This is a genomic window from Haloferula luteola, assembly GCF_014201715.1.
GTDB lineage: Bacteria > Verrucomicrobiota > Verrucomicrobiia > Verrucomicrobiales > Akkermansiaceae > Haloferula > Haloferula luteola.
Genome location: NZ_JACHFD010000017.1, coordinates 39,503 through 57,992 on the forward strand (window position 1 = coordinate 39,503; position 18,490 = coordinate 57,992).

The window sequence follows — 18,490 nt, forward strand, 5'->3', positions numbered from 1 at the left end:
CATATCCTATGAGATCCGATGATCATCTTTGGAACTCGTGGGGTGACGACCACACCGGAAAAGGGCGTTTTTTGGTGTCCCAGCTGCGGGCCGGGATCGGCTTTCAAGCGGAAGCGGGTGAGGAGGTTCTTTACCCTCTATTTTATTCCGATCATTCCACTCAATGTGCTCGGAGAATACATCGAGTGTGGGCAGTGCAAGAGTCAGTATCATCTGGATGTGCTGCAATTTGACCCGGGGAAACAGGCGGAGGCCTTCGAGGTGGCCTTCCATGCCGCGGCGAGGAAGCTGATGATCGCGATGGTGCTGACGGACGGATCGATCGATGCTGCCGAATCCGCGGAAGTTTGCCGTCTCTATGAGGAGATGACGGGGCGTCCGATGTATCCGGGGGATGTGAATCTGGAGGCGGCGGATTTTCAATCCGCCGGCCTCGTGGTGCCGACCTTGTTGGCGGAGGTGGCTCCGCGGCTGAGCGATGGTGGAAGGGAGAAACTCTTTGAAGTGGCATGGCGCGTCGCGACGGCCAATGGACCGATGAATGCCCAAGAAGCGGCATTGCTGGATCAAGTGGCCGATTCGGTCGGTCTGACTGCCAGTCACCGCCAGGGTTTGGCGAGCCTGCTTCAGCAGCAAGGTCGACTTCCTGTTCAGGCATCCCCACCGCCGCTCCCTGGCTTTGCATCTCCTGAAAAGGATGGAGGTCGACCGGCTTGAGGGCTGGGGGCTCGAAGGTGGAAAAGGAGAGACGACCGACGGGTGCCCGAGATCGTGAAGTTTCGGGGACGTCGGCCGCCTCTTTTTTAGGGGGGGTGGTGTCCCCAATGTGTGATGCCGGGAGACTGGAGAGGAGAAGGAGGCATCTCCATTCCGCATTCACGTACGGGTTCCCCGGCATGAGGTGCCGCAATCCGCGCTGGTCGCCCCCGGGCTTGGGCTCATCTTGGGCGCATGCGGGACGACACGCGACGCTGGATCGAAGCGGACAAGAGGCATGCTTGGCATCCCTTCACCCCTCAGGACGAGTGGACGCATGCGGATCACGATCCACTGATCTTGGTGCGTGGCGAGGGGCCTTGGTTGTGGGATTCGGAGGGCCGTCGTTATCTGGATGGGAATGCCTCGATTTGGACGAATATTCACGGCCATGCTCATCCGGTGATCAATGCTGCGATTCGGACGCAGTTGGAGCAGGTGGCGCACACTTCCTATCTCGGGTTTGGCAACCCGCGGGCGAGTGAACTTGCGGAGAAGCTGACCTCCTTTTTTCCCGAGCAGACGTTGGAGCGGGTGTTCTTCTCGGACGACGGCTCGACGGCGATGGAGTGCGCAATGAAGATGTCGCTGCAATTCCGCATGCAAACCGGGGCGGAGGATCGGCGAGCTTTTGTGGCGTTTGCGGAAGGTTACCACGGGGATACGCTGGGGGCGGCATCCTTGGGTGGAGTTTCACGGTTCTTCGAACGATTCCGGGGAATGGGGCCGGAGGTGCGCTTTGTGCGATCGCTTGATGAACTGAGGGCGATGCCTGCAGAAGAAGTCCACGCCGTGGTGATCGAACCTTTGATCCAGGGGGTGAACGAAATGCGACCTTGGCCGGCGGGCATGCTTCGCGAGTTGCGCTCTTGGAGCGAGCGGGCTGGAGTGCTGTTGATTCTCGACGAAGTGATGACCGGATTTGGCCGCACGGGAACTATGTTCGCCTGTCAGCAGGAGGCCGTGATTCCAGACTTCCTGTGCGTGGCGAAGGGACTGACCGGAGGTTACTTGCCGTTGGCGGCGACGTTGACCACACGAAGGATCTACGAGGCATTTGGCGGGGCAGCAGATCAAGCTTTTTACTATGGGCATAGTTTTACGGCGAATCCTCTGGGTTGTGCCGCGGCATTGGCGAGTTTGTCCTTGTTTGAATCGGAGGGGACCCTTGAAAGCTTGCCGGAAAAAATCGCTCACCTGTCCTGGAGGTTGGATGAGCTTCGGAGGGATTGCCCGGAGGTGGTGGATGTGCGCCAGTGCGGGATGGTGGCGGGGATCGAGTTGAAGGCCGGTCTGGGCGCTCAAACGTGCGTATTGGCGCGGGAGTTCGGATTGTTGACGCGACCGATTCGCGATACGGTGGTGTTGATGCCTCCGCTGTGCGTGGAGAAGGATCATCTCGACATGGCAGTGGAGGCCATTCGCAGGGCTGCGAGGAAAGCGCAGGCTTCCGTTTCGGGTGGCTGCGAGTAATTTCGAGGGCATGTCATCATCCCACGTCCCTCCACCCGTCCCTCCGTCGAGTCCGCCGCCGGTTCCATCACCGAGGCCACCGGAATTCCCTCGGAAAAAGGGGTTCTCCCCATGGGCGGGATTGGGAATCGGTTGTGCGGTGTTGTTGGTGCTGATGCTTTTCGGGGGTGCCTTGGCGTTTCGGGCGGGAAGGAAGGTCTACTCGGAAATGAAGGAGAAGATGAATGAGGATCCTGCGCGGCCGTTGGCGGTGGCCGTGGTGGAGGTTTCACCGGATGTCGAGTGGGTGAGCGACGATCCGAGCCACGGCGGCATGGTGCTGCGCGTTTTGGAAACCGGTGAGCGGGTCGAAGCGACTTACGAAGAGGTGGTGGCGGGGCGCTTTGCTTTTGTGAATGGCGAAGGGGAGACGATCACTTTAGGGGCGGAGGCGGTGACTCCGCCCTCCTGGGTGCCGGTTTATCCTAATGTTGCGGAGGCAGGCATCTCGGTCCAGCGGAGCACTCGCACGGGAACAGAGGGTGTCTTTATTTTGACGACCCACGATACCTTGGAGATGGCGAAGGCGTTTTATGAATCCTCGGCCCCTTGGGCTCAATCCAGCTCGGTGTCGTCCTATGCGTTGGGAACCAGTGGATCTTTTTCCCACTCGTGGTCGGGTTCGGGTCGTCAGCTGGAGGTGGATGCGACTCAGAAATCCGGAGGAGCGTTGCAAGTCATGGTCCGTTATCAGGACTGACTGGCGCAGCGGGGGGGTGGGAGGCCATCACATCGCGGCACCAGGCGAGAGCCATCAGGCAGTAGCCGGTGCCATAAGGCTGATGGTAGTCGTAGAGCGGGTAGTCCCACCAGGATCCGTCCTTTTCTTGTCGATAGAGGATGATTTGGGCGAGTTCGCGGGCCAGAGCCGGTTGTTCTACGGGCGGCAGGAAGCGGGCGGATTCGGTGAAATAGTAGATGCCGTAGTAGTAGAAGTAGCCGGAGATCTGGAAGTGGGTCTCGTGGGGCACGGGGCGCTTGCGCCCGATGCTGAGGAAGCCTTCGCGATCGATGAATCGCCGGGCCCAAGTGCGCAGCACATCATCGGTGATGGCGGGGTCGCCAAAGGCGCGGAAGGCTGCATTGCAAGCCTGGCTGCGTGCCAGCGAGCCGGCAGGTCGATTGATGGGCGAGCGGGGAGCGACCCAATGATCGAATGAGTAGACGTAGGAAAAATCGGGTGTCCGTTGTTTTTTCAGGCCTGAAAGGGCATGAGCGACGATGGCCTGATCGAGTTGAGTGCCCATTTTCTGGCGGGCTTCGGCCATGGCCAGAAGGACGGTCGCCGTGGTGAAAGAGGTCGGCATGCCGCTGGGCTTGCGGGTCATCATGCCGTCGTAGAGGTCGAGGTAGCCCCAGCCACCGTTGACGTCTTCGTAGCGGTCGAGCAACTCGACTTGCTGATCGGCAAGTCGTGCCCAGCGCGCTTTCTGGGTGGCGTCCGTAGCGGTGCGGTGGAGGCGGCTAAGGGCCCGCAATCCATAGGCGTGGCCCCAGACGTTGTAGGTGGTCGTCTGATCGGCGCGGCGGAGCTTCGGAAGGTGCTCGGCCATCCATTCGCCCCCTTGGCGAATGGCTTCGAGCGTTTCAGGCCGAGGATCTGCACTGTCGATGAGGCCCGATAGCGCGAGACCGGAGGCACCGGCGCGGAAGGCGTGGTGGGCTCCAGGAAGGGGCGCGTAGATGTTGAGCCCCTTGGTGCGGGTGGGTCCGCCCCACGAACCATTCGGGTTCTGGTGAGTGAGGAGGAAATCGACGCCGCGGGTGATCGACGCCTGGACGGCTTCCGCGGTCACTTCGGCATGAGGTCGTTCCTCGGCATGAAGAACGACGAACGAAAGCAATCCGAAGGTGGCGGCGAAGAATCGCATGGGAATCACTCGGGGGTCACCACGACTTGACCGACTTCGACACCCGAGAGGATCTCAGCTTTGTCGCCATTGACCCGACCGCGTTCGACGGGACGATTCTCGGTATTGCCGTCGGCCAGCTTGACGGTGACGGACCAGCCTTCTTTTTCGGCGTGCAGAGCGTTGGCCGGGAGCAGGATGGCCTCTTCGTTGAGGTAGACGGTGGCGCGGCAGACCAGCGGAGTTGTCGGGTGAGGAATGTGGTCTTTCTCCCATGCAAGTTCGAGCTCGGCATGGTGTCTCCCGGAAGCGTCCGGGATTTCCGCGACGACCTTCACGCTGCCTTCGGCGCCTTGGTCTTCGCGGCCGATGGGGTGGACCGAAACGGGAGTGCCTTCACTCAGTTGGGCGGCGAGGGCGGGATCGAGATCGGCAGTGACGGCGAGCGCGCCACCGGTCGGAGCGACGCTGAGAAGCCCTTGGTGAAGGGGAACACTGGACCCGTGGCGGAGCGCCTTGGCGAGGTCGCCTAGCTTCCACTCGCCCTCGGAGATTCCGCCGTGGAGCAGGATGCCATCGGCTGGAGCGGCCCATGCGAGCCATTTGCCGTCGGCTTTGAGGCGGGAAAGTTCTGTTTTCTGGCGCTCGAAAGCGACTTCCGCGGCGGTGAGGTCGGACTTGGCGGCGGCGACGCTGGCGGGGATCGCGATTTCGGCCTCGGCGAGAGCGGCTTCGGCTTCGGCGGCGGCTTGAACCAGCTGCTCTTCGCGACGGGGGAGCTCCGCATGCAGGGTGCGTTCGGTGCGGCGCTCGGCAGCGGCGAGGTCGAATTTCGCGTCGGCGACGGCGAATTTCTGACGCTCAAGGATGATTTCCTCCGTTTCCTCGGTGAGGTCGTCTTCGGCGTACATCGCCTGGAGCTGCTTGAGTTCTTCCTCTTCGCCGGCGAGGCGAAAGCGGGAACCCTCGATTTGATGTTTGGCAGTGGCTTCCGCTGCTGGCCGTCCGGTTTCCTTGAAGTAGGCGAGATCTTCGGCGGCTTGCGCCTGGGTCCGCTGTGCCGCCTCAAGTTGGAGAGCGGAGGTTTTCTCGAGTTTGACGAAGCCGGCGCGAGCTTTCTTGAGGTCTTCCTCCTGTTTGGCCACGGCGCGGCTCAGATCCTCAAGGCGTCGGTCGTAGTCTTCCCGTTCGAAGGAGATCAGGGTCTGGCCCTTTTTCACTTGGGTTCCATGAGGCACCAGGGAATCGACGACGAAGGAGGTCCAGGACTCGGGCTCCAGCTCAAGGACGCCCGGAGTTGCCGGCAAGGCGGTCGCTTGGAATTCCTTTTCGATGCGGAAAGTCCCGCGGGCCACCGGGGCTTCGCCGGCAAAGGCGCTGGCTGCTGTGAGGAGAAATATCGGGCGGATCATGGAGTCGTGGGCATCAGCGATGCGAGGATACGAATTTGCCTTTGCGCGCGATCCACAGGGGGAGGCGGCGCGGACGGCGGGCTTGAGGAGAGCTTTCGATTTCGTGATGGGCGACCTCAAAGCCCGCACGGCGAAGCAGCGCTTCAAGCTTGGGGATGGGTCGCAAGGCGGTGATGGCCAGCAGGCCGCCCTCCTTGAGTGCGTCGTAGGCGGCGGCGAGCCATCGAGATTGGTTCACCAGCAGGCCACCGGACTCGGCGGGTGGCGCGGTGTCGGCATGCACGAGAATGGCGTGGATCTCGTCCTGATGGCGGGCGAGGTCGCCGGGTGAAATGGAAGTTTCAAGGATGACCCGAGGATCATCGAGGAGCGAGGGATCGACGTGAGTGGAAACCCAACGCGGGAGGGCCTCGCAGGGCTCCGCCACCCAGTAGCAGCCTTTCTTCTGGGGCAGAGTCGCCTTCACGGCGGCGAGGGTCGCACCGAGTCCCAGTCCAGCGAGGTAGATCACAGGTTGGCGAACCGGGCGGAAAGGGGAAAGCGCCAGCTCCGCGAGGGCGAGTTCGCCGGCCCGGGTCTGGGGGCCGGCCAAGGGTTCACCCTCCAGGCTCAATTGGTGCCGTCCATCGTGCTCGTGGAGGCACAGCGTGGCGCCCGAGGGCAGCTGGATTTGTTCGAGAAAAACGCGGGGTTTCATGAAAGGCTCGCGGTGGGGAAGAGAATGGTCGGAAAATCCGCCCCGGGATCGTTGGAAGCAGTTTCCTCGCCGTTACTTCCAGCAATTGGCTCGGTCCCCGGGAAACGAAGACCCCGGCCTTGTCCGGGCCGGGGTCTTCATTTGGATTTTTGAGGTCGGGTGAGGGTGGGACCCCGTCCGGGCCGCAGAAACGGCCCGGCCGAGATCAAAACCTACGGATTAGAGGCTGTTCTTCAGAGTGGAAGAGGCCTTGAAACCGACCGACTTGGAAGCGGCGATCTTCATGGCTTCACCCGTCTTCGGGTTGCGGCCCATCCGAGCAGCCCGCTTTTTCACCTCGAAAGTGCCGAAGCCGATGATTTGGACCTTTTTGTCCTTCTTCACGCCTTTGGCGATGGAGTCGAGGACAGCGGAAACCGCATCTTCGGCGGCACGCTTGGTGGCGTCTTTACCCAGGGCTTTTTGGACGGCTTCAACAAGTTCAGCTTTGTTCATGGCAGGGACGGTATTGCTGGTGGGTCCGAACTTTGGCAAGATAAAATAATGGCTTCTTTCGCCTTGAAATCCCTGTAGTTCTAAGGATAGCGGCTGATCGGGGCGTCGTTGAATTCGGCTTCACAAGCCTCCGTTTTGGAGATGTTTAACTACGGCAAAAATAGTAAATGAAGGGTGAGGTTATCGGAGGTGATGAGGGGCGGGATTTCGATGCGATGGTGCGCACGGCGGTGGCAGTTTTCCATGCCTTGGAAGAGGAAGGTTCGCCGCTCCATGAATTTCAATCGATTGGGCAGATTTTGGTGCGTGGCTACCTGACTCCGGAAGAGGATGAAAGACTACGAGTACGGTATTCGGCCTACTGGGTTCGTCGTGGTGCCTTGTTGCAGGTTCTGGCAGCGATGGAGTCCCGGGCGGGGCGCACGGGGGTGCGGTGGCAGCGTGAGGCGCCGGCGTTCCTTCTGGGCCTGACGGTTGGCTTGATTTTGGTGCGGTCAACGCGGGGATGGATTGAGTTGGCGGAAGCCTGCCGGCCGATTCGCAAGGCGCTCGACCTTTCCGATGGTGCCCGGGGGGTTCACCGAAAGTCCTTTGCGAGCCAGTATCGGGCGACGACTCGATTGAGTCGCCTGGGGCTCTTGCGCATGGCGAGGGACCACTATTTGAGTCATCAGGAGGCCTTCCGGGAAGAGGCGATCCCTGCCGGGATGGAAGATCTCTTGGAGGTGCTTGATTCCGAATGTGGGCGGCCGCTGGTCGCACTGGGGCTTGGCGCCGTGTGGGAAAGGTGGCGCTATCGATGGTTTTCGTTCCGGCGGCGGCATCACTCGGCATGGAAGCTGGGAGAATTCACCCTGTTCCGGTGGTCGGGAACGGCGATCGCTGATTGGCGGCAACCCGGGATTCGTCCGAGCGGCCCGAAGCGGATTTCAGCGGCCCTGCGTACGGAGGTCCTGAAGGGAGTGAGGCCGGGGGACGTTTTCGTGACCCGGCATGACGATGCGCTCTCGAATCTCTTCCTGCCGGGCTTCTGGCCGCACGCCGCCCTTTATTATGGGGAGGAGGGCGCGGAGTTTTTAGAAGCCAAGAAAGATGGGGTGAGGTTTCGCAAGGCAGAGGAAACCCTCCAGGTGGATTCCCTGGTGGTGCTGCGCCCGCCCCTCGAATTCGAGGAAATGCAAGTGGCGTTGGCGCGGGCTCGTGCCCATGCGGGGAAAAGTTACGATTTCGTTTTCGACTTCCGGAGGAGTGACCGATTGGCCTGCACGGAGGTCGTTTACCGTGGTTTCGATGGGATCGGCGGCCTGCATTTTGAGCTGGTCGAAACTGGCGGGAGACTTTGCCTGCCTGCCGAAGAGTTGATTCAACAGGCTCTGCAGCAAGGCTTCCGGGTGATCGTTTCCTGTGGAATCGATGGCGGAGGGTGCCTTCGCGGACAGGCTGCGGAGCTCGCCTTGCACCGTTCTCGATGCGGTTTGTGAAGTGCCCGGATAATCTGAGGGAAACCAAAGGATTAACCCGCTTGTGAAATTTTTCACAAAAGGGTCTTGCTCGACGGCGAAACGGTCTGATACACGCCCCGCGCCCCGTCGCAAGGACAGAAATTTTCCATGTTTTCCCGTCGCTCCATTTTTCTCATTCTTTTCGCTTGGCTTGGCAGCTTCGCACCAGCCATGGCGGCTGAGGGTGGGCACGACCATCTTCCTGCTCACGCTGAGGAGGTTCTCCACCTTGGGCCCTTCGTGATCACCAACTCCATGCTGGTGGTTTGGATCGTGGCCGGCCTGATTATTTTAGTGGCCCAGGCGGCGACGAAAAATTTGCAGCTGATCCCCAGTGGTCTGCAAAATGCCGTCGAGTGGCTGGTCGAAGGCCTCTACGTTTTCCTTGAGGGGATTCTGGGCCCTCATCTGGTGAAGCGGACTTTTTGGTTCTTCGGGACGATCTTTGTTCTGATCCTCTTTACCAACTGGGCCGGTTTGTTCCCGGGCATCGGCACGATTGGCTGGAGCTTGAGTGGTTCCGGAGTGGATCCTCATGACACCTTCCGCCCGTTCTTCCGCGGTGCGAACGCGGACCTCAACATGACGGCCGCCATGGCCTTCACCTTCGCCATCCTCTGGTTTTACTGGGCGATCACCGAAAACGGTCTGAAGGGCTTTCTGGCCCACATTTTCGCTCCCAAAGGCAAATTCGGCGGCGTGATGATGGTGCTCATGATCGTCGTCTTCCTCTTCGTCGGCGTTCTCGAAGTGGTTTCCATCCTCTTCCGCCCTGTGGCCCTCTCCTTCCGTCTCTACGGCAACATCTTCGCGGGTGAGAACATCCTCGAAAACATGATGATGGTGGTGGGAGACAAGAAGTGGCTCGCTTGGCTTCCGCCGATTCCCTTCTACTTCATGGAGCTTCTGGTTGGCCTCATTCAGGCGCTGGTATTCACGCTCCTCACTTCGGTGTTCCTCAAGCTGATCTGCGATCACGGCGATCATCACGACGAAGAACATCACCACTGAAGACTCTCCCGCTCGGACCATGGCATCGCGACTGTGGAGGGCGGCGACACCACCAAACCAACAACGACATCATGACTTCGCTCCTCGCTGAAATCACCGGTAACATTCACGTTGCCGCCGCCGCCCTCGCTGCCGCTGTCGGCATCGGTCTCCTTGGTTCCAAGGCCGCCGAAGCGACCGGTCGCAATCCGGGTGCTGCAGGTAACATCCTGACGCTTTCGATCATTCTTGCCGCCCTTATCGAAGGTATCGTCTTCTTCGCGATCTTCCTCGCCAGGTAAGTCTTCCCGCGCGGGGGTCGACCGGCTCCCGCGCCACTTTTGCTTTTTCTTCCCAAGGTTTCACTCCATCCACTTTCGCACTCTCCGATGATTCCGTTCCTCGATCTCCTCGCAGTTGAGCCCCATGCCGTCGCAGAAGGTGATGGTGGGGTCGTGGGTGAAATCCTGCGCACGTTCAAGGTCGACTGGCCGTTCTTCATCAGCCAGTGCGTTTCGTTCCTGATCGTCGCCGTCCTTCTGAAGAAGTTCGCCTTTGGACCGATTCAGAACATGCTGGAGCAACGCAAGTCCCGCATCGCCGAGGGCGAGGAGAAGCTCAAGCGCATCGAGCAACAACTTGCCGAATCCGAAGCGACGACCGCTGCGGCGATTGCCAAGGCCAACGAGGAGGCCACCCGCCTGATTCAGGAGGCCCGCGACAGCGCTGCAGCCCTTTCGGAGTCGAAGGCTCAGGAAGCGGTCGCTCAAGCACAGTCGATTCTCGCCAAGGCCGAAGCCGCCGCAAAAGCCGAGCGCGAGCAGATCGCCGCCGAGCTGAAGAAGGAATTCGGTCGCTTGGTAACGGCCACCACCGCCCAAGTCACCGGCAAGGTGCTCTCCGACGACGACATGCGCCGGATCAACGACGAGGCCCTGGCCAAGGTCGAAGCCTGATCTCCTGAACCTCGACTCATTTTCGCCCCGTCGCCATGAAGGTTTCCAAGGTCGCCACCACCACTGCCCGCCGCATTTTCCGGCTTTGCCAAAATGAGAGCGGCCTCGATGAGGCTAAGCTTTCTCTCGCGGTGAAGCAGATCGCTGCCGGGAAACCTCGTGACTACCGCGGCATTCTGGTCGCGCTCAAGCGCCTCGTGCGCCTTGAGCTGGAACGCCGCCACGCGGTGATCCACAGTGCCATTCCGCTCGGGGTGATCGAGCGCGAGCGTGTGGCCGCTGGCCTCCGCGCCAAGTATGGCGATACCCTGACTTTTGAATATCAAGTGGACCCGTCCCTTCTTGGCGGCCTGCGCGTCCGCGTGGGAAGCGATGTCTGGGACGGCACGGTGAAAAACCGCCTCGACCGCCTCGCCCAAGCCTTCTGAACGCCTTCCGGCCGAACTCTCAAAACTGAATATTAGCAAACTCTCGTCATGAGCAGCATCCTCCAGGAACTTGAAAAGGAGATCGCCAATGTCACCAGCTCCGTCGACAAGACCAATGTCGGCGTGGTCCGCGAGGTGGGCGACGGCGTGGCCAAGGTTGAAGGCCTTTCGGACGTCTCGCTGAACGAAATGATTGCCTTCCCCGGTGGCGTCACCGGTCTCGCGATGAACCTTGAAGAAGGGGAAGTCGGCGTGGTGCTCCTTGGCGATTACGCCGCGGTGACCGAAGGCGTCGAATGCCAGGCCACTGGCAAGCTGCTCTCCATCCCGGTGGGCCGTGCCATGCTCGGCCGCGTGGTGAACGCGATCGGCCAGCCCGTCGATGGCAAGGGTGCGATTGAAGCCGCCGCCCAGTATCCGATGGAGAAGATCGCTCCCGGTATCATTAAGCGGAAATCGGTTTCCGTTCCGGTGCAGACTGGCATCATGGCGGTCGATGCGATGATTCCGGTTGGTCGTGGCCAGCGCGAGCTGATCATTGGTGACCGCGCCACTGGCAAGACGACAATCGCGGTCGATACCATCATTTCCCAAGCGAAGCAGAACAAGCTGGCGGAGCAAGGTAAGCTGCAGAACCACAAGCCGCTTTATTGTATCTACGTGGCCGTCGGCCAAAAGCTCGCCAACGTGGCCCGGATCCAGAAGACCCTGGAAGATGCCGGTGCGATGGAATACACGACCATCGTTTCTGCCTCGGCCTCGGATGCGGCCGCGATGCAGTTCCTGGCCCCCTATGCCGGTTGCGCCATTTCGGAGTACCTGATGGATCAAGGTGAGGACTGCCTCATCGTGTTCGACGACCTTTCCAAGCACGCCGTGGCCTACCGCCAAGTGTCGTTGATTCTGAAGCGTCCTTCCGGTCGTGAAGCTTACCCTGGTGACGTGTTCTACCTGCACAGCCGGCTTCTCGAGCGCTCCGCTCGTCTTTCCGATGCTGCTGGCGGTGGTTCGTTGACGGCATTGCCGATCATCGAAACCCAGGCGGGTGACGTTTCGGCCTACATTCCGACCAATGTGATTTCGATCACCGACGGCCAGATCTACCTCGAAACCGACCTCTTCTACCAAGGCATCCGTCCTGCGATTTCGGTGGGTCTTTCGGTGTCGCGGGTGGGTTCCGCGGCGCAGACCAAGACCATCAAGTCGGTGGCGGGCACGACGAAACTCGACCTTGCCCAGTTCCGTGAACTCCAGGCTTTCGCCCAGTTCGGATCGGACCTCGACGCGGCGACCAAGAAGAAGCTCGATCGCGGTGGTCGGATCGTGGAGCTCTTCAAGCAGAACCAATATTCGCCGCTGTCCATGGAAATGGAGTCGGTGTTCCTGTTCGCGATGCAGCACGGCTACTTCGATGACGTGGCGGTGGATCGTGTGAAGGATTGCCAGACCGCGATGGGTGAGTTCTTCGAAACCCGCAAGACGGACCTCCTCGACAAGATCCGCAACGAGAAGCCTGACCTCAAGAAGGACACCGCCATGGTGGACGCCGTGAAGCAGGCCCTCGCCGACTTCAAGAACACCTGGAAGTAACCCTTCGACTCACAGGATCCCTAATGGAAAGGGGCGATGATCGCCCGGTTTGATCCAAGCCTCGCCCCTTTTCCTCGACCGTTCTTCTTTCTACCAATCTTTTAGCGAAAGCATGGCCAACCTCCGCGACATCCGCCGACGCATCAAGTCGGTCAAAAACACCGCCCAAATCACGCGGGCGATGCAGCTCGTCGCTGCGGCCAAGATGAAGAAGGCGCAAGACCAGGCCGTCGCCGGCCGGGACTACGCGGATCTTCTCAATCAGGTCTTGGTGAACCTGAAGGAGAACGTGAACGAGGAGGCCCATCCGCTCCTCGAGCAACGTGAGGGTGGCAAGGAACTCGTGTTGGTGATTTCCACTGACAAGGGGCTTTGCGGTGCCCTCAATACCAACCTCGGGAAGAAGATCCGGGCAGAGGTGTCTCCCGACGCCGATTTCGTGACCGTGGGTCGCAAGCTTCGTCAGCAGCTTTCCAAGGCGGGCCGCAATATGGTGGCCGACTTCGAGGTGAAGGACCCGGTTCCGTTCGCGGAAGCACGCCCTATCGCAAAGCTCCTGACCTCTCTCTTCCTGGAAGGGAAGTACGACAAGGTGAGCGTCGCCTTCAACAATTTCGTCAGCACCCTGGTGCAAGAGCCGATGGTGGTTCAGCTGTTGCCGATCAGCGCAGCGGCCTTGGGTGAGAAGCAAGATTATGAAGGCGTGGGCCGTGGACGGGTTGGTGAGACCGATCATGCTGCAGCCCTGTCGAAGGACTACCTGTTCGAGCCGAGCCCAGAAGGCGTGTTGAACACTCTGTTGCCGCTCTATGTGAACTTCCAAGTTTACCAGATGCTGGTGGAAAGCCGAGCATCCGAGCACTCCGCCCGGATGGTGGCGATGAAGGCAGCGACGGACAATGCGAAGAAGTTCATCAAGGAACTGACTCTCGAATACAACAAGCTGCGCCAGGCTGCGATCACTGCCGAACTGCTGGAAATCACCACTGCCATGAAGGCGATGGAGTGAGCATGAGGAGCTTCGCTTGACCATGAAACTTGCTCAATTGCTCATCGTTCCGGGCCTTGCACTAGGCTTGTCGAGCTGTGGTGTCACCAGCGATCGTCGCGGGGAGCTGCATTCGGTTCCGGCAGCCAAAAGTGTCACTCTCACTCAGGACGTCTCTTGGGGAGATGGGTTTTGGAAGAAGAAGTTCACCTTCCCAGCGGGCCAGTACCATGCCCGTTACGAGAGCCCTAAAGGCTACTTTTACGAGTATCCGGACAGCCTGCAGGTCTTCGACTCTGGCATGCGCTACGGCAAACGCGGCGGCCTCTACCTGAAGAAGGGTGAGAGTGCTCCTACGCGCTGCTATATCGATGCTTACTTTGACGGTGCCGCGATCTTGGATCCCGGTGAGCCCCTGCCCGTCCGCTAATTTTTTCTCCCCACCGAATGATGTCACCTTTCCGCTTGCTGACTGCTGCTTCTCTCGTCGCCACCATGGCGATGACCAGCTGTGCCACCGTTTTCAATCGCCCCGTGCAGCCGGTCAAAGTGACCAGCGAGCCGAGCGGGATGAGCTTCACCGTCAAAACGCCCGATGGGGAAGTGGTGGGCCAAGGCGTCACCCCTGGGGAAGTTCGGCTGAAGACCTCTTCTGCCTATTTTCGCCCCGCAACCTACCAGTTCGAGTTCCGTCGCGGTGGGAAGTTGATCGGCACCCGCACCCTCACGGGTGAACTGAGTGGCTGGTATGTCGGAAACGTGCTCATTGGTGGTCTGATTGGCATGATCGTCATTGATCCACTCTCCGGCGCGATGTTCACCTTGCCGAACGACGTTCACCAATCGGGAGCGCCGCTGGCCTCCATCGAGATGACAGAGGGCCGGTCCCTCGCCGTGGTCTCGATTGACACTTTGTCTTCCGACGAACGGGCTCGCCTCGTACGACTTTAAGACCTGAAAACTGAATCACTGAACACTAGCAAACTCCCGCGATGAGCAACCAAGGAACCATCGTCCAGGTCATCGGCGCCGTCGTTGACATCGACTTCTCGAAGGCCACCAAGCTGCCCGAGATCTACAACGCCCTCGAAGTCTCCTACGAGCTGTTTGGAGCGCAAACGACCCTCGTGCTGGAAGTGCAACAGCACCTCGGCGACGGTTGGGTGCGGACGGTTTCGATGTCCACTTCGGACGGTTTGAAGCGTGGCATGACGGTGGTGGACACCGGCAAGGCGATCGCGGTGCCGGTGGGTGAGCAAGTGCTCGGCCGGATCTTCAACGTGACGGGCGACCTCGTGGACGAAAACGTGCCCTTGCCGAGCCCGGATTTCCGTTCCCCGATTCACCGTCCGGCACCATCGCTGACCGAGCAATCGGCCGCGGCGGAGATTCTGCCGACGGGGATCAAGGTGATCGACCTGATTTGCCCGCTCCTCAAGGGCGGCAAGGGTGGGATGTTCGGGGGTGCTGGCGTCGGCAAGACCGTCGTCATCATGGAACTGATCAACAACATCGCCAAGGCGCACGGGGGTTACTCGGTGTTCGCGGGTGTGGGTGAGCGGACCCGTGAGGGGAATGACCTTTACTGGGAAATGATCGAGTCCGGGGTCATTGCGACCGAGAAGGACGAGCACGGTCATCCGAAGCTCGACGAAAAGGGTAACCCGGTTTTGACCAACGGTTCCAAGGTGGCTCTTTGCTACGGCCAGATGAACGAGCCTCCTGGTGCTCGTCTTCGCGTGGCGCTTTCCGCCCTGACGATGGCGGAACACTTCCGTGATGAAGCCAATCAGGACGTGTTGCTTTTCGTTGATAACATCTTCCGATTCTCGCAGGCCGGTTCGGAGGTGTCCGCGCTGCTCGGCCGGACCCCGTCGGCGGTGGGTTACCAGCCGACGCTCTCCGAGGAGATGGCGACCCTTCAGGAGCGAATCACCTCGACCAACAAGGGTTCGATCACTTCGCTGCAGGCCGTTTACGTGCCAGCGGACGACTTGACCGACCCGGCGCCGGCCAACACCTTCGCTCACTTGGACGCGACCGTGGTGCTTGAGCGTTCCCTTGCGGAGCAAGCTTTGTTCCCTGCAGTGGATCCGCTGGCCTCGACTTCCAAGGCTCTGGCTCCAGAAGTGGTGGGTGATGAGCACTACCGGGTGGCTCGGGGCGTTCAGCAAACGCTTCAGCGCTACAAGGATCTTCAGGACATCATCGCGATTCTCGGGATGGACGAGCTTTCGGATGGCGATAAGCTGACGGTGTTCCGTGCTCGGAAAATTCAACGTTTCCTCACCCAGCCGTTCCACGTGGCAGAAGTCTTCACCAACGTTCCTGGTGCCCTGGTTTCGATGGAAGACACCGTCAAGGGCTTCGCCGAAATCCTCGATGGCAAGTGGGACGATGTGCCGGAAGGCAACTTCTATATGAAGGCAGGCATCGAGACCGTTGCCCGCGACTGATGCCCGATCTCGGGCAGGTTTTCCGCGTCCGGGAACTTTGGGGAAACCCCCTGAAACCCGGACCCGGAAACGAAACAACCTGAATCGATCCATTTAACGCATGTCTCTCCACCTCGAAATCGTGACTCCCGAGCACAGGGCCTTCTCGGGTGCGGTCAGCAACGTCCTCCTGCCGGGGGCCGATGGGGAATTGGGCATTCTGGAAGGCCACGCCGCTTTGGTCACGGCTCTTCAACCCGGCGAGCTTCGTTATGAGGCGGGCGGGAAGATTGTGACGATGGCAGTGGGTTCAGGCTTTGCCGAAGTGACTCAGCAACGCATCAATGTCCTGACCGACATGGCTTTGGGCGAGGATCAGATCGACGAAGCCAAGGCCGAGGCCGCCATGAAGCGGGCTGAGGAACAACTCGCCGCGATGTCCCACAACGACGATGCCGAGGAGGTTGCTCACCTTCAGGGCATCATTGCCAAGTCACTGGCTCAATTGAATTTGAAGCGCCGCGCTCGCTGAGACGAGCCAGGTACTGCTGATTTTCGAGCACGCCGTCTGGATCCCAGGCGGCGTGTTTTGCTTGGTAGGCCAAGGGTCCGATGGAGCGGCTGACCTATTTTTTTGGTGCCCCGTTGGAAAGACGGCTCTAGATTGTCGGCATGCTGATCGGTGCGCTGTGTCCGAGCCTTCCTGTGGCGCTCGACTTGGATGCGGGATCGGAAGAAGCGGTGATTCGCCAAGTGGCGGGCATGCTGGCCGAGCATCCCGGAGTGAAAGATCCTGCCCGGTTTGTCGAGGCAGTGTTGGCGCGCCAGAAAGTTCAGCCGCCACTTCTGGGTGGTGGAGTTGCCTTGCCGCATGCTCGATGTGGGGCGGTCACCCAGATCGTGGCGGCGGCTGCTCGGGTTCCGGAGCCAGTCGACTTTCACGGAGTTCCGGTCCAGTTGGTTTTCTTATTTGGGGTGCCGCCCCATGCGGTGACGGAGTATCTGGAGATGACGGCGGAGTTGGCGCGGAGGCTGAGGGATCCTCGGCGGCGCCAAGCGCTGCTGGAGGCGGAGGATCCTGAGACGTTTCGATGTGAGTTGGGGCTTTCATGAGGGAACCGAGCGGGCATGCAGCGGGCCTCGACAGGCCGGAGCGTCGGTTGGTCAAGGTCCGCATCTGGCTATCCGAGCGGATTCGTTTCAGTGAGTTTCACGTGACGCTGTTGTGGGCGGTGGTGATTGGTTTGGCCGGGGCGTTGACCTCCGCGGCCTTCAAGGAAGCGACGGAATGGCTGCACGGGATTTTCACCGGTCATCATGGGGGCTACATCGAGACTTTCCGCGCGATGCCGCAGTGGCGCCGGGTGCTGGTCCCGGTGGTGGGAGGTCTCCTGGCGGGCGCTTCGTTGCTGCTGCATCGACGTTTGAAGTCCGCCAAATGTTCTTCGGATTACATGGAAGCGGTGGTGGTGGGGGAAGGGAATCTCTCGGCTCGGGCGAGCTTCGTGAAATCGCTCTCGGCGTGGTTTTCGAGTTCCTCTGGCGCGTCGATCGGCCGCGAAGGCCCCTTGGTGCAGCTGTCTTCGGTCGTCTCGTCATTGATCGGGCGACTGTTCCGATTTCCGCTGGCGCGCAAACGCTTGCTGGTGGCCTCGGGCGCCGCGGCGGGGGTGGCCAGTGCTTACAATGCGCCCGTGGCAGGCGCATTTTTTGTGGCGGAGATCGTGCTGGGTTCGATGGCTGTCGAATCGTTGGCTCCCTTGGTGGTGTCATCGATCATTGCCACCTTGGCGACGCGAGAAATCTACGGTGGGGAGGCGATCTACTCGGCTCCCTTTTTTGTGCTCCGCTCGAATGCGGAGGTGATTCCCTATGTGGTTCTCGGGATCGTGAGTGGCCTACTGGCGCCGGTTTACATCCGCTTGTTGAAGGGAGGAGAGTCGCTTTTCGCGTTTCTGAAGTTGCCGTTGCCCTTGCGTTTGGCTCTCGGGGGCTTGGTGGTGGGATTGTTGGCGATGGTGCACCCGGAAGTGACGGGAAACGGACGCGCCTTGGTTTTCGCGGTGCTGCATGACCCCGGTCCGTGGCAGGCGGTGGCGGTGGTTCTGGTTTTCAAATTGCTGGCGACTTCGGCGACGTTCGGGTCGGGGGCCGTTGGCGGGGTATTCACGCCCACGCTCTTTACCGGGGCGGCGACGGGCTATCTTTTTGGTGCCGCTTTGGCCGCGCTGTGGCCGGGAGCGGGTTTCCAGCCCGCTTCCTTTGGTCTGGTGGGGATGGGGGCATTTTTGGCCGCTGCGACGGGAGCTCCGGTGATGGCGATCATCATGCTGTTTGAGCTGACTTTGAGTGATCAGGTGATTTTGCCGGCGATGGCGACCAGCGTGGTGGCTTACCTGGTGACGCGAGCCATGGGTGGGCGATTGCTCTACAGCGATGCTTTGGAGCGTAAAGGTGCGGCGGCGGTGAGCCAGCATTTGGCGGCCTTGAAGATCGACGATTTGATGACCGCCGATGCTGCGGTGTTGGATCCTGGGGCGTCATTTGGAGAGGTGGGACGCACTTTCATTCAGAACCGTCACGGCTCTCTCTATGTGGTGGATGAGGATCGCTACCGTGGCGTGATTGCCCTGCGCGACATCAAACCCTATTTGGGGCACCCGGATTTGGAGCAATTGATGATCGCGGGCGACGTGATGCATGAAGATCGGCCTCGGCTGGTGGCGGGTCAGGGAATGAATGAAGCTTTGGACCTTTTCAGTTTGGCGGAGGCGGAGCGCCTGCCGGTGGTCGATGCGATGGGACGCTATCTGGGCTCGGTGACCCGAGCGGATGTGTTGATGTTCTTGGCGGGCAAGCCCCGCCCGGGAGAGGCTTGA

Annotated in this window: 20 protein-coding genes; 16 read left to right on the forward strand and 4 right to left on the reverse strand. The window is 60.3% G+C overall.

What is annotated here, in order from left to right:
• Window positions 1–18: 18 nt before the first annotated feature.
• From HNR46_RS15215 to HNR46_RS15225, 3 genes are all read left to right on the forward strand, one after another.
• Window positions 19–717 carry a tellurite resistance TerB family protein gene (locus HNR46_RS15215; RefSeq protein WP_184020311.1) on the forward strand — a complete coding sequence of 233 codons (699 nt, stop codon included), beginning with the start codon at window positions 19–21 and terminating at the stop codon, window positions 715–717.
• 234 nt (window positions 718–951) lie between these two features.
• Entirely contained in the window at window positions 952–2,229 is a 1,278-nt protein-coding gene (gene bioA, locus HNR46_RS15220; protein ID WP_184020313.1) for an adenosylmethionine--8-amino-7-oxononanoate transaminase, read from the forward strand.
• Window positions 2,230–2,350: 121 nt separating this feature from the next.
• Entirely contained in the window at window positions 2,351–2,968 is a 618-nt protein-coding gene (locus tag HNR46_RS15225; RefSeq protein WP_184020315.1) for a hypothetical protein, read from the forward strand.
• Here HNR46_RS15225 and HNR46_RS15230 read toward each other — a convergent pair.
• The 4 genes from HNR46_RS15230 to HNR46_RS15245 all read right to left on the reverse strand — a co-directional run bounded on the left by HNR46_RS15230 (window position 2,946) and on the right by HNR46_RS15245 (window position 6,722).
• Window positions 2,946–4,139: a prenyltransferase/squalene oxidase repeat-containing protein gene (locus HNR46_RS15230; protein ID WP_184020316.1), complete on the reverse strand. Its 1,194-nt coding sequence runs from the start codon at window positions 4,137–4,139 to the stop codon at window positions 2,946–2,948. The two genes, HNR46_RS15225 and HNR46_RS15230, sit on opposite strands and share 23 nt — an antisense overlap.
• Before the next feature lie 5 nt (window positions 4,140–4,144).
• Window positions 4,145–5,530, reverse strand: coding sequence for a permuted SH3 domain-containing protein (locus HNR46_RS15235; RefSeq protein WP_184020319.1), 1,386 nt, complete (start codon window positions 5,528–5,530; stop codon window positions 4,145–4,147).
• A 13-nt stretch (window positions 5,531–5,543) separates the two neighbouring features.
• Window positions 5,544–6,227: a hypothetical protein gene (locus HNR46_RS15240; protein WP_184020321.1), complete on the reverse strand. Its 684-nt coding sequence runs from the start codon at window positions 6,225–6,227 to the stop codon at window positions 5,544–5,546.
• Window positions 6,228–6,446: 219 nt separating this feature from the next.
• Window positions 6,447–6,722, reverse strand: a complete 276-nt coding sequence (locus tag HNR46_RS15245) for an HU family DNA-binding protein (RefSeq protein ID WP_184020323.1) — start codon at window positions 6,720–6,722, stop codon at window positions 6,447–6,449.
• A gap of 167 nt (window positions 6,723–6,889) precedes the next feature.
• Here HNR46_RS15245 and HNR46_RS15250 point away from each other — a divergent pair, with 167 nt between their 5' ends.
• The 13 genes from HNR46_RS15250 (at window position 6,890) to HNR46_RS15310 (ending at window position 18,490) form a co-directional block, all read left to right on the forward strand.
• Window positions 6,890–8,203, forward strand: coding sequence for a YiiX/YebB-like N1pC/P60 family cysteine hydrolase (locus tag HNR46_RS15250; protein ID WP_184020325.1), 1,314 nt, complete (start codon window positions 6,890–6,892; stop codon window positions 8,201–8,203).
• A 129-nt stretch (window positions 8,204–8,332) separates the two neighbouring features.
• Entirely contained in the window at window positions 8,333–9,235 is a 903-nt protein-coding gene (gene atpB, locus HNR46_RS15255) for a F0F1 ATP synthase subunit A (protein ID WP_184020327.1), read from the forward strand.
• Window positions 9,236–9,306: 71 nt separating this feature from the next.
• Window positions 9,307–9,516 (forward strand): ATP synthase F0 subunit C, encoded by a 210-nt coding sequence (locus HNR46_RS15260; RefSeq protein ID WP_184020329.1) that lies wholly within the window; start codon window positions 9,307–9,309, stop codon window positions 9,514–9,516.
• Window positions 9,517–9,603: 87 nt separating this feature from the next.
• Window positions 9,604–10,170, forward strand: a complete 567-nt coding sequence (atpF, locus tag HNR46_RS15265) for a F0F1 ATP synthase subunit B (protein ID WP_184020331.1) — start codon at window positions 9,604–9,606, stop codon at window positions 10,168–10,170.
• Between the two features lie 35 nt (window positions 10,171–10,205).
• The gene (locus tag HNR46_RS15270; protein WP_184020333.1) at window positions 10,206–10,598 is read left to right on the forward strand and encodes a F0F1 ATP synthase subunit delta; all 393 of its coding nucleotides are present in this window, start codon (window positions 10,206–10,208) and stop codon (window positions 10,596–10,598) included.
• Between the two features lie 48 nt (window positions 10,599–10,646).
• The gene (atpA, locus tag HNR46_RS15275; protein ID WP_184020335.1) at window positions 10,647–12,188 is read left to right on the forward strand and encodes a F0F1 ATP synthase subunit alpha; all 1,542 of its coding nucleotides are present in this window, start codon (window positions 10,647–10,649) and stop codon (window positions 12,186–12,188) included.
• Window positions 12,189–12,300: 112 nt separating this feature from the next.
• Window positions 12,301–13,197, forward strand: a complete 897-nt coding sequence (atpG, locus tag HNR46_RS15280; RefSeq protein WP_184020337.1) for an ATP synthase F1 subunit gamma — start codon at window positions 12,301–12,303, stop codon at window positions 13,195–13,197.
• 22 nt (window positions 13,198–13,219) lie between these two features.
• Window positions 13,220–13,606 carry a hypothetical protein gene (locus HNR46_RS15285; RefSeq protein ID WP_184020339.1) on the forward strand — a complete coding sequence of 129 codons (387 nt, stop codon included), beginning with the start codon at window positions 13,220–13,222 and terminating at the stop codon, window positions 13,604–13,606.
• Between the two features lie 17 nt (window positions 13,607–13,623).
• Window positions 13,624–14,127: a hypothetical protein gene (locus tag HNR46_RS15290; RefSeq protein WP_221285203.1), complete on the forward strand. Its 504-nt coding sequence runs from the start codon at window positions 13,624–13,626 to the stop codon at window positions 14,125–14,127.
• 41 nt (window positions 14,128–14,168) lie between these two features.
• On the forward strand, window positions 14,169–15,632 hold the full coding sequence (atpD, locus tag HNR46_RS15295; RefSeq protein WP_184020343.1) for a F0F1 ATP synthase subunit beta: 1,464 nt from the start codon (window positions 14,169–14,171) through the stop codon (window positions 15,630–15,632).
• A 100-nt stretch (window positions 15,633–15,732) separates the two neighbouring features.
• On the forward strand, window positions 15,733–16,143 hold the full coding sequence (gene atpC / locus HNR46_RS15300; RefSeq protein ID WP_184020345.1) for an ATP synthase F1 subunit epsilon: 411 nt from the start codon (window positions 15,733–15,735) through the stop codon (window positions 16,141–16,143).
• Between the two features lie 140 nt (window positions 16,144–16,283).
• On the forward strand, window positions 16,284–16,724 hold the full coding sequence (locus HNR46_RS15305; RefSeq protein ID WP_184020347.1) for a PTS sugar transporter subunit IIA: 441 nt from the start codon (window positions 16,284–16,286) through the stop codon (window positions 16,722–16,724).
• Window positions 16,721–18,490, forward strand: a complete 1,770-nt coding sequence (locus HNR46_RS15310) for a ClcB-like voltage-gated chloride channel protein (RefSeq protein ID WP_184020349.1) — start codon at window positions 16,721–16,723, stop codon at window positions 18,488–18,490. Before HNR46_RS15305 ends, HNR46_RS15310 begins: the two co-directional genes overlap by 4 nt.

Bases quoted from the DNA above. Each gene is read 5' to 3' on its own strand.
- atpF (WP_184020331.1), top strand. From the start codon at position 9,604: ATGATTCCGTTCCTCGATCTCCTCGCAGTTGAGCCCCATGCCGTCGCA.
- HNR46_RS15215 (WP_184020311.1), top strand. From the start codon at position 19: ATGATCATCTTTGGAACTCGTGGGGTGACGACCACACCGGAAAAGGGC.
- atpC (WP_184020345.1), top strand. From the start codon at position 15,733: ATGTCTCTCCACCTCGAAATCGTGACTCCCGAGCACAGGGCCTTCTCG.
- HNR46_RS15235 (WP_184020319.1), bottom strand. From the start codon at position 5,530: ATGATCCGCCCGATATTTCTCCTCACAGCAGCCAGCGCCTTTGCCGGC.
- atpA (WP_184020335.1), top strand. From the start codon at position 10,647: ATGAGCAGCATCCTCCAGGAACTTGAAAAGGAGATCGCCAATGTCACC.
- HNR46_RS15310 (WP_184020349.1), top strand. From the start codon at position 16,721: ATGAGGGAACCGAGCGGGCATGCAGCGGGCCTCGACAGGCCGGAGCGT.
- HNR46_RS15250 (WP_184020325.1), top strand. From the start codon at position 6,890: ATGAAGGGTGAGGTTATCGGAGGTGATGAGGGGCGGGATTTCGATGCG.
- HNR46_RS15285 (WP_184020339.1), top strand. From the start codon at position 13,220: ATGAAACTTGCTCAATTGCTCATCGTTCCGGGCCTTGCACTAGGCTTG.
- HNR46_RS15290 (WP_221285203.1), top strand. From the start codon at position 13,624: ATGATGTCACCTTTCCGCTTGCTGACTGCTGCTTCTCTCGTCGCCACC.
- HNR46_RS15240 (WP_184020321.1), bottom strand. From the start codon at position 6,227: ATGAAACCCCGCGTTTTTCTCGAACAAATCCAGCTGCCCTCGGGCGCC.
- atpG (WP_184020337.1), top strand. From the start codon at position 12,301: ATGGCCAACCTCCGCGACATCCGCCGACGCATCAAGTCGGTCAAAAAC.
- bioA (WP_184020313.1), top strand. From the start codon at position 952: ATGCGGGACGACACGCGACGCTGGATCGAAGCGGACAAGAGGCATGCT.
- atpB (WP_184020327.1), top strand. From the start codon at position 8,333: ATGTTTTCCCGTCGCTCCATTTTTCTCATTCTTTTCGCTTGGCTTGGC.
- HNR46_RS15270 (WP_184020333.1), top strand. From the start codon at position 10,206: ATGAAGGTTTCCAAGGTCGCCACCACCACTGCCCGCCGCATTTTCCGG.
- atpD (WP_184020343.1), top strand. From the start codon at position 14,169: ATGAGCAACCAAGGAACCATCGTCCAGGTCATCGGCGCCGTCGTTGAC.
- HNR46_RS15245 (WP_184020323.1), bottom strand. From the start codon at position 6,722: ATGAACAAAGCTGAACTTGTTGAAGCCGTCCAAAAAGCCCTGGGTAAA.
- HNR46_RS15260 (WP_184020329.1), top strand. From the start codon at position 9,307: ATGACTTCGCTCCTCGCTGAAATCACCGGTAACATTCACGTTGCCGCC.
- HNR46_RS15230 (WP_184020316.1), bottom strand. From the start codon at position 4,139: ATGCGATTCTTCGCCGCCACCTTCGGATTGCTTTCGTTCGTCGTTCTT.
- HNR46_RS15305 (WP_184020347.1), top strand. From the start codon at position 16,284: ATGCTGATCGGTGCGCTGTGTCCGAGCCTTCCTGTGGCGCTCGACTTG.